We start from the raw sequence: 13,946 nt of genomic DNA on the forward strand, positions 1-13,946 counted from the left end.
CGTATGAGTCGAATTAAAGATATATATAAGCAATTACAGCAAATTGGCAGTAATGGGGCAACTGCTGATGAAATCGGAAGTGCACTGCAAATCGACCGGTCGACTGCAAGCCGTTATTTAAATGATCTTGTGAAAGCTAACCGTGTGATGAAAATACCCGGTAAACCGGTAAAATATATGATTGTTAAAACAGAGCACGACGCACCCGCCGAGCGGAATGTCATTGGATCTGGAGAGAGTCTGGAGCCGCTACTTGAAACGGGAATGGCAGCATTTTTATACCCGTCAAGACCGCTTCCGATTTTACTGACGGGTGAAACAGGTACAGGCAAATCATACTTGGCGGAAAAGCTTTCCAACATGGCCGTTGAGAATTCCGGAGATTCCCGGGATAAACCGTTTATTGCATTTAACTGTGCCGATTATGCCCAAAATCCGGAATTGCTTGTCGGGCAGATATTTGGGATAAAAGAAGGGGCATTTACGGGTGCAAATGAGGATAAAGTCGGTCTGGTCGAAGAGGCGGACGGAGGAATTTTATTTCTTGATGAGATTCACCGGCTGCCGCCATCCGGACAGGAGATGCTGTTTTATTTGATGGATAATGGCATTTATCATCGGCTGGGTGAGGCTACCCGTGAATTCCATGCTGATATTGCCATCATCGGGGCGACAACGGAAGATTCGGAATCTTATCTTTTATCAACATTGCTGCGCCGTTTTTCCGTGAAACTTGATGTGCCACCGCTGCGCGAACGAACCGCGTCTGAACGTCAGGCACTGATTGATCACTTTTTGACCGCAGAGGCTTCGAAAATGAATGCCGGACTGTCGATTGAAGATGACTGCCGGAAAGCTTTTTTGTCGTATGACTGCCCAGGTAATATCGGTCAGCTGAAAAGTGATATACAAATCGCCTGTGCACGGGCTTATTTGCGTTATATAAATAAGGAAGACGATAGAGTACTTGTCAGACTGGAGGATTTCCCCGGAAACAATCCGGTTAAAAACAAGCGTGACAAGCAAACGAAACCATCCCGAAAGATTGAATACGGCTATATAAATGAAGAATCATCGTATGTGTTTCCCAATATCTATCAGCGTCTTGACCATCAAAATAAGGACGCAACGAACAAAGAAAAGGTTGACTTGCAAAAAGTGGTGCTGGACTACATCCGGGACCTCACGGAAAAATACAGACAGCCTGCATTTTCACAGGATAGCTGGCAGCGGCTGATTGATGATGATTTGTTCCAGGTGCTTCAGAATTCGGCGGAAAAACTGAATGTAATTCTTCCTTTCAGCATCCATAAAAGTCAGCTTTATGTGATTGGTCTCCACTTGCAGAACTACCGGAACCATTTGCGGGGGAATGTTCAAAAGGAACCTATCCCGGTGATGGTCCATCCGAATGCAGCATACCGTGAAGCTGCCGGTCAGCTTGCGAGTCAATTACAGACGAACATCGGCATGAAGCTGCCGCAGGAGGAAATCGAACTGATCGCGCATTTCCTGACACCGGAACAAAAGGATGCACCGGAGTTCACCGTGGAGCAGGAGCTGGCTGTAATTGTTGTGACACATGGCAGTTCAACAGCTTCGTCCATGGCAGAAGTGACCAATTATTTGCTGGGCAATAATGTCATCCGGGCGATTGATATGCCGCTGAATATCGCGGCAGAAGATACGTATAAGCGGGTGAAACAGACCATTAACAATATGTCTGATATCAGAGGCGTGCTACTCCTGGTCGACATTGGTTCCCTCATTACGATGGGCGATACGATTCAGCATGAATTGAATGTGCCGATCAGAACGTTATCGAGTGTTAATCTCCCTATGGTCATGGAAGCCGGCAGGCAATCATTGATATCGGATCAGACATTGGATGGCATATATCATGAAGCAAAAAATGCACTTTTAACGTTTATGGAAAAAGATCAAAACCAGACTGGAATCCAGAAGAAAAGACTGATTGCCACTGTCTGTTTTACCGGAGAAGGTGCTGCCCAGCTTCTGGAATCATGGCTGGAAAGTCAGTTGTCAGCCGTTGATCAGGACGTCATTATCAGATCAGTAAGAATTGATCCCGCAACAAAAGACACGTCGGTTCTGACTGGTCTGAAAGATTATTACGAGGTTATTGCAATTATTGGAACGGTCCCGGTTTCAATCGAAGGGATACCCTATATTCCTGCATGGGAACTCCTGCAGAATGAAGGGATTTCACGAATGCATAAACTGCTGGAGATCACCAGAAATTCTGACTTGCCGCAGCTTGATGAGGATGTCTCATCTGAGGAAATTTATGGACTGATTATCAGAGGGCTGCAGGAAATCGCCACATACGTCAATCCGAAAACCATCGCTGATCTGCTGCACGATTACATGCCGCCCGTTCGGGATTATTATAACTGGGACAGCAATCGCGAGCTTGGCATGTGGATGCATATCGGGAGTCTGATTGACCGCGTTATTTCGGATCGTATGAAATACCATGATGACCGGTTTTTGTCATCGATACCATTGGATAATCAGACCGTTCCTACCAACCAGGAGCAGCAGTTGTGGCAACCACTTTTCCAGCAGATAACCCGAACATTCCATATTGAATTGACAGGTGATGTAAAACGGGAGCTTATCAAACTTTCCCGGTAATGTGTGCAAAATTGATTGCACACATTTTTTTATGGCTTGATTTTCATGCCGGTGCATCATTTTGTCAAAAATATTTCAGTATTTGGTATAAACGATTTCAAAGATAAATGTTATTCCTTTCTTTTTAAGACTTGGCATGATTTTTGCTATATAAAAAGTGGGTGTACCCACAGGACAATAGGATGCATGAAAGGTTGGTAAACGTGGAAACTATACAAAAGTTAGGAGGGATAGGATGAGAAAATTCTTTATCATTTATGCATCAGTATTCGCACTGATTTGGACAGGCTACGGTTTGTTTGCAGTGATAACCGGAAAGCCGTCAGCTAATCTTATCCTCGGATATGGTATTGCATTTTCCATTGTCATTTTTGCTGCATCGTGGTTTTCCTATTGGCTGATGGGACATTATAAAAAGATTGATAAAATGGCTAAAGACGTTTTGGCCAGAAAATAATTTTAAAAATTAAAGGAGCGTATTATTTATGGCAGATCAAATGAAAGTGATCATACTGTGCAGCTGGGGTGCGACGTCCAGTCAATTGGCAAAAAAAGTTCAGGAAGCTGCAGAAAAACGCGGAATGGATGTGGAAGCTTACGCTGGCGGCACCGGAGAATTTAAAGAGAAGGCAAGCCAATATGATGTGGCGTTGCTTGAACCGCAAGTCCGTCATCTCAAAAAAGAAGTGAGCAAAGTGGCAGACGAGCATGGTATTCCGATGGAACTTGTTGATCAGCGCGCGTTTGCCCTGATGGATGGAGAAAAGGTACTGGATCAGGCATTAAACTTGCTGGAAAAATAAGATGAGTGTCCAAAAGCAGGATTTTGGGCTTTTGGACACCTTCACTGGGGGTAATCACTATGAACATGGTCGAATGGATGGAAGATAAATTAATGGAACCATTGGGCAAGATTGCCCAAAATAAATATTTGCAGTCAATTCGTGATGCATTTGTTATCTTTGCACTGCCCGTCATCATTACCGGTGCGATTTTCCTGATTATCGCAAATCCGCCGTCATCCCTTGACTGGGGGATTATCAATGCGTGGGAAGACGCGATAACACCGATTCAGGGACAGATTTTATTCCCGTATAATCTCACGTTTGGAATCATGGCATTGACGGTCGCATTCGGTGTTGGCTACAGCCTGGCATTAAGGCATGATATGGATGCGGCTATGGCAGGTATCTTATCAATGCTGGCGTTTCTCATGACCGCATTCCCTGTAACGGATATTACGCAGGTGCCTTTTGGTGATATCCTCAATTATCTTGGCGGGCAAGGATTATTTGTGGCAATTATTTTAGGTATTTTGACTACGGAAGCGATGCGTTTTCTAATCAATAAGGGTGTTGCTTTTGAAATGCCGGCGGGAGTGCCGCCATATGTGATGCGAACATTCCGGGCGCTGGTGCCATTTCTGCTTATTTTACCAGCAGTGTGGGCACTGGAATGGATTGTCTGGGCGAATATGGGTGTGACGATACCGCAAGCAGTACTTGACTTGTTCAGCCCATTAGTATCTGCATCAAACTCATACTGGGCTGCACTTGGTATGATTCTCTTAATGTTAGTGCTCTGGTCCATTGGTATTCACGGTATGAACGTTGTTTCATCTGTGGCATACCCGTTCTGGATGACGCAGATGGCCAACAATGCTGATGCAATCAGTGCCGGTAACCCAGCTGAAGCAAATGGAATTGTTACTGAACCCTTTTTCCACATGTTTACACACATTGGAGGATCAGGTACAACCCTTGGTCTTGCCGTATTTTTGCTGTTCGCAGCTTCAGTACAATTGAAACAGGTTGGGAAAACAGCGATTATTCCATCACTTTTCAATATTAATGAACCATTAATTTTCGGGGTGCCAATTGTATTGAACCCGCTGTTGATTATCCCGTTTGTATTGGGACCGGTTGTCATCGTGACGATTAACTATATTCTGTTTGCAACAGGTGTCATGCCACCAGTTATCGTACAGCCGCCATTTACGGTGCCGATCTTCTTCGGCGGTTTCATTGCAACAGGCGGATCATGGATTGCAGGACTGATACAAATCATGAACGCTGTTATTGCTGCGCTCATTTACTGGCCGTTCTTCAAACAATACGATAAACAGCTTGTTAAAGAAGAACAATCAACAGAAGAAGCGTAAATGTGATAGACGTTAAGAGGAGTGTTGACGAATGAATTATGAAGAGATCATGACACAGTTGATTCTGCATGGGGGAAATGCCCGGGGTGCAGCATATGAAGCACTGGATGAAGCTGAAGAATATAACTTTGAAGAAGCTGAAAAATTGCTGGAGGAAGCGAATGACGAGTTCCTGAAAGGTCACAAATATCAGACAGAGCTGATCCAAAGCCAGGACGAAAAAGCAGTTCCAAGCTTTTTCATGATTCATGCACAGGACCACGTCATGACAGCTCAAGCAGAACTTCAGCTAATCAAGCGAATGATTGAGCACCTGAAAAATACTGAAAAGCTTGAAAAACGGGTTGAAAAGCTGGAACAATAACCCGAGTATACCATGATAATACTGCTTGGCACTGTTAGGTGTTAAGCAGTATTATTATATTGAATAGGTTGTTCAAAAACTCCGGTAAAAATGACACATCGTTATTTCTGGCTGGCTTGTTTTTCCGCTGCTTGAAACTGCGCCGCCACGAACTTCGTGGTCCTTTTTTATCCTCCTTTTTGAACACGCTCTTGAAAGGGGAGTTGAAAATGAACTTCGGTACAGTCGGCACCGGCTGGATTACAGATGCGTTTATTGAAGCATCAAAAGAATCGGCAGGTTTAACCCATGCAGCCGTTTATTCCAGAAAGACGGATAAAGCGGAGGCTTTTGCAGACAAGCATGCTGTTGAACGTGTTTTCACAGATTTGAACGAGATGGCAGCCTGTGACGTGTTGGACGCTGTTTACATAGCGTCACCCAATTCGCTGCATTTTGGACATGTCATAACATTTCTAAACCAGAAGAAGCATGTCATTTGCGAAAAACCGATATTTTCGAACTTAAAAGAATGGAAGAAGGCTTACAAGGCCGCCGCTGATAATGATGTCTTTTTGTTTGAAGCGATGCGGAATCTGCATTCACCTAATTTTAAGAGTCTGCAGGAGGGGCTTCGGGAAATCGGTAAAGTACGGAGCATGATTTTGCCGTTTGTTCAGTATTCATCAAGGTATGACAAATACTTGGCCGGTGAGGAGCCGAATATCTTCACGACAAAATTTTCGGGTGGCGCTCTCGTGGATCTTGGCATTTATCCGCTGTCACTCGCAGTCGGATTATTTGGCAAACCGGCCGACGCCTCGTATTTTCCGGTGCAGCTGGATAGCGGTGTCGATGGCAGCGGAACGCTCGTTTTGACATATCCTGATTTCACCGGTACGATCCTTTGTTCAAAAATAGCGCAATCGTCCAACAGATGTGAAATCCATGGTGAAAAAGGGATGCTTTTGTTTGAGAATGCAGGTGACATGTACAAGCCGCGGGTGGTGTACAACGGCTCTGCGGAAGAAAAAATGCTGAAGGCGGACCAACACCCGAACAATATGGTATATGAAGCCGAGGAATTTGCCAGGATTATTCAATCCCGGGATATGGAGGCATATGGACGGCTGAAACAGCTCAGCTATGATGTGCTGTCAGTTACCGAAAAAGTCCGGCATGAAAATGGCATTATTTTTGACAGCGAGAATGACTGAATGAGGGCCTTTAAAGGGTCCTCTTTTTTGCATGCTTAGCAATTCAGAATATTATTGCAACAAATGACCTGCTGGATTATATTAGAGTTAACCAATATATAATATAAAGGAGAACGTTATGAATATCGTCGTTGCACCGGATTCTTTCAAAGGAAGTCTGACATCCATACAGGCCTCGCAAATTATGCAACAAGCTATCACAGCAATTGATAAAAACTCGTACGTTACCCTGAAACCAATGGCTGATGGCGGTGAAGGAACGCTGGAATCACTGCTTGCTTCTACTGAAGGGCAGCGCATCTCTATTATGTGTACAGGGCCATTAGGCGACCATATTGAATCATCTTATGCCATTGTCGATTCAAATACGGCGATCATCGAATGTGCCAGTATTGCGGGACTCGTTCAGGTACCGGAGGATAAACGAAATCCGGCTTTAACAACCACTTTCGGAATCGGTGAAACCATGTTGGATGCGCTTGAACGGGGCTGCAGGAGATTTGTTATCGGGCTGGGCGGCAGCGCAACGAACGATGGCGGTCTTGGCATGCTTAAGGCATTGGGGATGAAAGTTTGGGATGAAAATGAGCATGAAACCGGTATGTTCGGTGAAGATCTGCTGGACGTAACAGGTGTAAGTTTTGAAGATATTGATCATAGGCTTGCTGAAGCCGATATAAAAGTTGCTTGTGATGTTGATAATCCGCTATGTGGCGAGAAGGGGGCGACAAATGTTTACGGTCCGCAAAAAGGATTGAAGACAGAGGAGCTGGAGCACTATGATTCTGCTTTAAACCGGTACGGGGATGCCATCGAGTCTGTGTTGAATAATCATTTCAAAAATATCCCCGGTGCGGGCGCTGCCGGTGGCCTGGGTTTTGCTTTATTAACCCTTGGCGGTAATCTTGTTTCCGGAGCAAAACTATTAGCAGATGCCATGAATGCTGGGGAAGTAATCCAAGAAGCAGATCTTGTTGTGACAGGGGAAGGTCAGAGTGATGAACAGACACTTTACGGTAAAGCACCAGGCTATATTGCATCTCTTGCACAAAAACATCAGGTTCCAACTGTCCTGATTTCAGGCAGTCTGGACGGAGATTTGGACATGTTAAGAGAAAAGTTTTCGGGATGTTTTTCCATCGTTAATAAGCCGATGACCCTAGAGGAGTGCATTGAACAGGCTGAGGATCTGCTTTATGAACAAGTTAAGCAAGTGATTCATTTAGTTTGTCAATTTTAAGTAAAATGAGGTACAGGATTGGGACGTGAAACGAAAAGACTGCTGCAGAAACTGGATATTTTCATATATGAATAAGGACCGGGTCGCTCCCCCGATCCTAACCATCCTAAAGCAGGCCAAGCTGTTTCAGGCCGTATGCGATGCCCTCATCGGTCACAGTCGCTGTCTTATGTTTGGCATAACGAAAAAGATCCTCATGGGAATTACCCATGGCAAATCCTTCACCGACAGCACCGAGCATTTCCTTGTCGTTCATGCCGTCACCAAAGGCTATGGCCTGATCATGGGAAATATCCAGAAGGCTGAGGATTTTTTCAACTGAATGTCCTTTGTTGACGTTTTTCCGCAAAATATCATAGCAGTGTTCCGCTCCATTGACATGAACAGGGGAAAGGCGCAGATTGGATTCAATTTCATACAGGCGGGCTTTTTCCGGCGTAACATTGAGGACTGTCGCGCCCAGAATCTTATCCATGATATCGGGAGTGAACGCTGCATTCATTTTCAGGTCAAATATATCGATAAATTGGCTTATAAATGGCCGATCAAGATTTGTGATATAATTTTTTTCGCGTGTGTACATGATCAACTCGTGGTCATTTCTCGCTGCGATGTCAATAAATTTCTCTATGTTATTCAAGGGAATTGGTTCATTTACGATGGTTTTCCCCTGGTGAATGGCAAAAGCACCATTGTATGCGATAAATGAATGGACATCCAGTTCTTCTGCCAGTTCACTGATCTCATGAAGTGGCCGGCCTGTCGCCAAGAAGACTTCTATGCCCTGCTTTTTAACAGATGATATCGCCTGCTTAGTGATGTCAGAAAATGTGTGGTCCGGTTTTAAAATAGTTCCGTCAATATCGAGAAATAAAATCTTGTATGCCATGTTGATCTCCTTGTCGTGTAGTTATAGAAGCATTTTACCATAGGGAGTAATTTTTAGCGAAGAATGTTTAGTTGATAATTTTTAACAGGTTTATTTGGTTGTTCTTGTCAAACACTAAAACATGAACAGGTGAATCGCATCTGTTTGAATTCCCACGAGGAGTGATCAGTTGTGGCAGATAACAAAAACGATTTGTTGGTGCCTGGAGCAGAGGATGCAATGGAAAGCATGAAAGAGGAAATTGCAAATGAATTTGGTGTCCAGCCCGGAGCGGATACAACTGCACGTGAAAATGGCTCTGTGGGAGGCGAAATGGTCAAGCGCATGATCAAAATAGCCGAATCAGGCATGTCCGAAAACAAAAAATAATTTCTTGCGGACTTGCTACTGGGAAAAAGCCGTTTCAGCTATCTGAGGCGGCTTTTTTCATTTAATAATTTACATGTTTATTGAAGAGGATGAGACTTTTTTGTTTGGGTGAAATTAATTTTGTCTTCTATTTATACAAATAATATGAGAAGATATGACATATATTCTTAGTGAATATGTCCATTATGTTGGAAGGGAGAGTAAAAAATGGAGTTTGGGATACTGTCGCTGCTGCCTCCTGTTATAGCGATTGTACTTGCCCTCATCACCCGAAACGTTATTCCTGCGTTATTTGCCGGGATTTGGCTTGGGGCGACCATGATGTATGGCTGGAATCCGTTTATGGGGCTGTACGCAAGTTTCAGTGATTTTATTATTCCCAGTGCGGGAGATCCATGGAATGCAACAGTGCTGATTTATTGTGGGCTTTTTGGTGTATTGATCGCTTTTTTGCAAAAGACCGGTGGTGCAGAAGCAATTGCAAATGCCATCTCCGCCAGAGTTAAAACGCCAAGAGGCGCACAGGGTTCCACGATGCTATTTGGGCTGATTATTTTCTTTGAAGATTACTTTAATGCGCTGACGGTTGGGAGTGTGATGCGCTCGGTGACTGACAAAATGCGTGTATCACGTGAAAAATTAGCCTATATAGTTGACTCAACCTCTGCACCGATGTGTCTTTTAGGCCCTGTATCGACGTGGGTGGTTTTTGTAATGGGGCTGATAGGGGCACAGTATACCGAGTTGGGAATTTCCGATTCAGAATACATGACCTATATTTTTTCAATTCCATTTAATTTTTACGCTATTTTAGCTATTATTCTTGTTGGAATCATTGTTTTCTTGAAATGGGACTTCGGACCGATGGCACAAGCGGAATATCGCGCACGTACTTCTGGTAAAGTCATTCGGGATGATGCTGAGCCGCCGTCTGACGATCAAATGGCCGAAGTTGAAATGCCGGAGGGCTACACACCTAAAATCCGCAGCATGGTTGTGCCGATTGTCGTACTGGTTGGGATGATTCCACCGTTATTCCTGTGGAGCGGGGGATATCCGGAAAAAAGCTTTGTGACAGCGTTTGGGGAAGCTGATGGCGCGACATCGATATTAATTGCTGCTTTTGTGGCCGGTGTTGTTGCACTAGTCATGGGCATACAGCAAAAACTTTACTCGTTTAAGGAATCAATCTCCATCATAGTCAGCGGCTTCCGCAGTATGATGATCGTTTACATCATTCTGATATTAGCCTGGTCAATCGGCAGTGTCACTACAGAACTTGGAACGGCAGAATATATCGTCCGTTTTGCCGAACAGACAACATCATCTGCCATCATTCCGTTACTGCTTTTCTTGATCGGAGCGATTGTTGCGTTTACAACAGGTACATCATATGGAACATTTTCAATTATGATCCCGATTGCCATGCCGCTCGCTGCTTCGATGGACCTTTCGATGTATTTGGCGATTGCTGCGGTATTCAGCGGCGGAATATTCGGCGATCACTGTTCACCGATTTCCGATACGACGATTCTGTCCTCGGCTGGATCCGGAAGCGACCATATTGATCACGTGAATACGCAGATTCCGTATGCTATTACAGCCGGAATTAGCGGTGTCATATCCTTCCTGACGGTCGGGATTTCAGGGTCACCCGTTCTGGCGATCATTGTTGGCGCTGTCGTCCTGTTCATCCTGGCTTTCATCTTGAATAAGGTTTGGGGGAAACAAATACCGAATCAAAATGAAGCAACAGTGTAATAATAAGCGGACTGCGACATCTGTAGCAGTCCGCTTATTTACGCATTTATTTTAAGCGTAATTTCTGGATTGTTTCCTTCCTGCTTCATATCAGGACTTTGATATATGTATTCTTCAAAAGTCTGCATATGTTCATTCTTCTTCAGAAACAAGTATTCGGCATTTTCTTGAAAAATCCTGTTTGAGTTAGGATTAAATTGACTTTGCTGAAGCGTACAGATAAAATGTAATATAGTAAAATAAAGTTTGATGAGGTGAGATTATGTTGTTTACTTTGGGCCTGGTTATGGGTATTTCGCTCCTGGTGGCCATCATGATTGTGAATATCATTGTTACGCTGGCATCTTCTAATGAAGGTTATGGTATTTATATTCCCATTGCAGTTGTATTTGTTGCCGGCATCATCATGGTGACGATTTCATCATTTGCGAAAATTGAAATGATTGGATTAGGTTTTGGCGGATGGGGCACAGCAAGCCTGTTTGCCGCAGCAGTCGGTGGTATTGTAACATCCCTTGTTGAAACCTACCGCCACGCTTAATTAAATGAATAAGAACAGATATCTGCCTGACTGAAGGCGGATATTTTTTTATCTTTCGGCAAATCGCCAGAAGAGAGCGGATATCAGCAGAACAGGGAGAATATCGACAGGAGAGAAAGGATATCACCAGAAAAGGGCAACTATCAGCAGAACAGGGAAAGTTATCGCCGGAAGAATGAAAATATCAACAGAAGGATACCATTTCAAGCCCGGGGAAATCTCCACCCCGGGCTTGAGCTTTAATCGGCATGTTCATCTGGCAAAGCTATTTCCCAAAATTAAGGTTAAATCAAATGGATCTTCCCATCACGTTGCTCGATTTTTTCTTCTTTCATTAACTTACCAAGCGCCCGCTTAAATGCAGCCTTGCTGATGCCAAATGTTCCACGGATATCTTCAGGATCGCTTTTATCATTAAAATGGATGATTCCGCCATTTTGTTCCAGATGTTCGAGAATGTCATCCGCATCTTCTTTCATACTTTGCCGTTTGAGCGGCCTGAGGGAAACATTAACAGTTCCATCCTCCTTTACGCCAATCACGCGTCCTTCAACCCATTCACCGAGACGGGGCTCCTGTTTGCGTTCCGTGTGATGGATAAATCCGCGATAGCCGTCTTCCGAAATGATGGCAGCTCCTTCCCTGTCGGTGTGGTATACACGGCCGCCGATAGGCTGATTTAAAAGCCCTTCGGACGCCAATTCCCAATGTTCCGCGAAAAAACGCTCAGAAGCAGGTGCTGCAATCAGCCGTCCTTTTTTGTCTGTCGCGAGTTTGACAAACAGCATGTCGCCCTTTGCTGGCCAAACACTTTCAAACATTGGGAGGTCATCGTATGATACGAGAATTTCTCTTTCAATGCCGATATCAACGAACACTCCCAGTCCCGAAATAATCTCAATCACTTCAGCCCAGTCGTACTCATCCAACTGCACAGAGGGGTGATTTGTTGTTGCGACAATATTGCCCTTTCGATCGTTATAAAGAAAAACATCGACTTTTTCTCCCGAAGTCAAGTCCGATTTCACCATCTGAATAGGCAGGAATACATCGTTTTGCAATATGTATCCCGCTTCAGTCTGCCGAATCACTGTCATTGTCTGGGTTGCTCCAACTTTCATGAATGAATCATGCCTTCTTTCCTGATATGTATTGGAAAAGGGGTACCTCTTACTACTAAGAGTACCCCTTTAAATTGCAAAGTAACACATAAGCTTTCATTTTTATATTTGTCCCGACTGATATTCGGGTGGAACTATCTCTTCGTTGATATTCCTTGCCGCGGTCTATGTTCCACTGGTGTCTTCTAAACTTAAGCAACGTCAGCCCTTCCTGCTCTGACGTCCTTGCGGCCCCGAAGCCGCGCCAGTGAGAATAAGCATCTTCAAAAACGAACTAGCAGAATGCCAGAAATTACGACTTACTTTTACTTTGAACCAAATAATCATCCCATAAAACCCGAAAAATGTCAATAAATCTGTTATTGAATGTCTGAAAACGACAATTGGTTGGAAGAAATTGTTATAACCGACGAGTCAATAACCCTAAATCGGAAAGACTCTATTTATAAAACTGGCAAGCCTGTAGTTCGAATGGTAGACTGGTGAAAGATTTGCTTCAAAAAATTGTTCAAAAAATCCGGTGACATACCACGTCGAAATTCGTTGTTGGCTTGTTTTTGTGCTCCATGGAAAAAGCACTCTTACTTTATGGAATGCAGTTTGAGTGAAGTATTTCTTGTGCTCGAATCCGCGCCGACTCGAATTTCTCAGTCCTTGTTATTCGTTTTGAGGAACACATATACCAATGGGGATGTAAAGATGGATATATTTTTTCAAGTTGTATTGCCGATCATGGCGGTGTTTGGAGCGGGTTTTGTGCTGCAGCGCATTCGCGTTCTTGACGTAAAATCACTTGCCGCGGCATCGATTTACATATTTCTGCCTGCTTTAGTATTCACAAATTTATATGAAGCCAGTTTTAACCAGGGTTATACGATTATTGTCATATATGCGTTTTTCTTGCTATTTACCATGATCTTTTTCGTGAAGTTGTTCGCGCGTATATTTAAATGGCAGGAATCGGTGGAAAGCGGTGCGATACTGACGACTGCATTCATGAATGGCGGCAATTACGGGGTGCCGGTAATCCTGTTTAGTCTTGGCGAAGCGGCCATGCCGTATGCCATATTTTTGATGGTACTTCAGACGATGCTCATGAACGTATTCGGGGTGTATTATGCCTCGCGCAGTACGAGCGGGTTTTTGCGGGCGTGCAAGACTGTTTTAAAAATGCCGGCAACGTATGCGGCAGTTCTTGGCATCGGGTTTCAGGCAATGTCAATCAATATCCCTGAATCGGTTTATTCGACCCTGACCATGTTAAGTAATGCAGCTATTCCGCTGATGATGGTGATATTAGGAATGCAGCTGGCGTCGATTACGTCGCTGTCATTTAACTGGCAGGTCATTTTGTCTGCAGCAGGAACCCGGATGATACTATCACCGCTGATCATTTTTTTATTTATATGCTTAGTGCCGGCAGATCCTATCATCAAGTCAGTGATTCTTATTGTATCTGCCATGCCAAGTGCTGCTACGACAACCATGTACGCAATTGAGTTTGATTCCGAACCTGATCTTGTTTCCAGCATTACACTGGTGACAACCTTGGTTAGTGTTGTCACCATAACAGTGTTGTTGAATGTTATAACCTGACATACGCTATGTTTTTCAGTCTGTCTTTCAGGGAACGTTATGGTCAAGCA

At 44.0% G+C, this 13,946-nt stretch carries 13 protein-coding genes; 11 read left to right on the top strand and 2 right to left on the bottom strand.

Annotation, left to right across the window (positions count from 1 at the left end; genetic code table 11):
• Window positions 1-3: 3 nt before the first annotated feature.
• From VK097_RS06165 to VK097_RS06195, 7 genes are all read left to right on the top strand, one after another.
• Window positions 4-2,658, top strand: a complete 2,655-nt coding sequence (locus VK097_RS06165; protein ID WP_324210930.1) for a sigma 54-interacting transcriptional regulator — start codon at window positions 4-6, stop codon at window positions 2,656-2,658.
• A 235-nt stretch (window positions 2,659-2,893) separates the two neighbouring features.
• Window positions 2,894-3,115: a hypothetical protein gene (locus tag VK097_RS06170; RefSeq protein ID WP_324210931.1), complete on the top strand. Its 222-nt coding sequence runs from the start codon at window positions 2,894-2,896 to the stop codon at window positions 3,113-3,115.
• A gap of 28 nt (window positions 3,116-3,143) precedes the next feature.
• Window positions 3,144-3,461, top strand: a complete 318-nt coding sequence (locus VK097_RS06175; protein ID WP_324210932.1) for a PTS sugar transporter subunit IIB — start codon at window positions 3,144-3,146, stop codon at window positions 3,459-3,461.
• A gap of 59 nt (window positions 3,462-3,520) precedes the next feature.
• Window positions 3,521-4,819 carry a PTS sugar transporter subunit IIC gene (locus VK097_RS06180; protein ID WP_324210933.1) on the top strand — a complete coding sequence of 433 codons (1,299 nt, stop codon included), beginning with the start codon at window positions 3,521-3,523 and terminating at the stop codon, window positions 4,817-4,819.
• Between the two features lie 31 nt (window positions 4,820-4,850).
• Window positions 4,851-5,183: a PTS lactose/cellobiose transporter subunit IIA gene (locus tag VK097_RS06185; protein WP_324210934.1), complete on the top strand. Its 333-nt coding sequence runs from the start codon at window positions 4,851-4,853 to the stop codon at window positions 5,181-5,183.
• 209 nt (window positions 5,184-5,392) lie between these two features.
• Window positions 5,393-6,379 carry a Gfo/Idh/MocA family protein gene (locus VK097_RS06190; protein WP_324210935.1) on the top strand — a complete coding sequence of 329 codons (987 nt, stop codon included), beginning with the start codon at window positions 5,393-5,395 and terminating at the stop codon, window positions 6,377-6,379.
• A gap of 118 nt (window positions 6,380-6,497) precedes the next feature.
• Window positions 6,498-7,619 carry a glycerate kinase gene (locus VK097_RS06195; protein ID WP_324210936.1) on the top strand — a complete coding sequence of 374 codons (1,122 nt, stop codon included), beginning with the start codon at window positions 6,498-6,500 and terminating at the stop codon, window positions 7,617-7,619.
• Window positions 7,620-7,725: 106 nt separating this feature from the next.
• Here VK097_RS06195 and VK097_RS06200 read toward each other — a convergent pair whose 3' ends face one another.
• Complete coding sequence (locus VK097_RS06200) at window positions 7,726-8,508, bottom strand: HAD family hydrolase (RefSeq protein ID WP_324210937.1); 783 nt, start codon at window positions 8,506-8,508, stop codon at window positions 7,726-7,728.
• Between the two features lie 171 nt (window positions 8,509-8,679).
• On the opposite strand from VK097_RS06200, the gene VK097_RS06205 reads away from it, so the two are divergent.
• From VK097_RS06205 to VK097_RS06215, 3 genes are all read left to right on the top strand, one after another.
• A complete protein-coding gene (locus VK097_RS06205; RefSeq protein WP_324210938.1) occupies window positions 8,680-8,877 on the top strand; it encodes an alpha/beta-type small acid-soluble spore protein in 198 nt (65 codons plus the stop codon).
• 207 nt (window positions 8,878-9,084) lie between these two features.
• Entirely contained in the window at window positions 9,085-10,638 is a 1,554-nt protein-coding gene (locus tag VK097_RS06210; protein WP_324210939.1) for a Na+/H+ antiporter NhaC family protein, read from the top strand.
• Between the two features lie 262 nt (window positions 10,639-10,900).
• The gene (locus VK097_RS06215) at window positions 10,901-11,179 is read left to right on the top strand and encodes a hypothetical protein (protein WP_324210940.1); all 279 of its coding nucleotides are present in this window, start codon (window positions 10,901-10,903) and stop codon (window positions 11,177-11,179) included.
• A gap of 284 nt (window positions 11,180-11,463) precedes the next feature.
• Here VK097_RS06215 and VK097_RS06220 read toward each other — a convergent pair whose 3' ends face one another.
• The gene (locus VK097_RS06220; RefSeq protein ID WP_324210941.1) at window positions 11,464-12,300 is read right to left on the bottom strand and encodes a CvfB family protein; all 837 of its coding nucleotides are present in this window, start codon (window positions 12,298-12,300) and stop codon (window positions 11,464-11,466) included.
• A 699-nt stretch (window positions 12,301-12,999) separates the two neighbouring features.
• Between VK097_RS06220 and VK097_RS06225 the strand changes: the two genes are divergently transcribed.
• Complete coding sequence (locus tag VK097_RS06225; protein ID WP_324210942.1) at window positions 13,000-13,896, top strand: AEC family transporter; 897 nt, start codon at window positions 13,000-13,002, stop codon at window positions 13,894-13,896.
• Window positions 13,897-13,946 lie beyond the last annotated feature (50 nt).

Origin of the sequence: Lentibacillus sp. (assembly GCF_035301675.1) — a bacterium.
In the GTDB taxonomy this organism is placed as follows: Bacteria; Bacillota; Bacilli; order Bacillales; family Amphibacillaceae; genus Lentibacillus.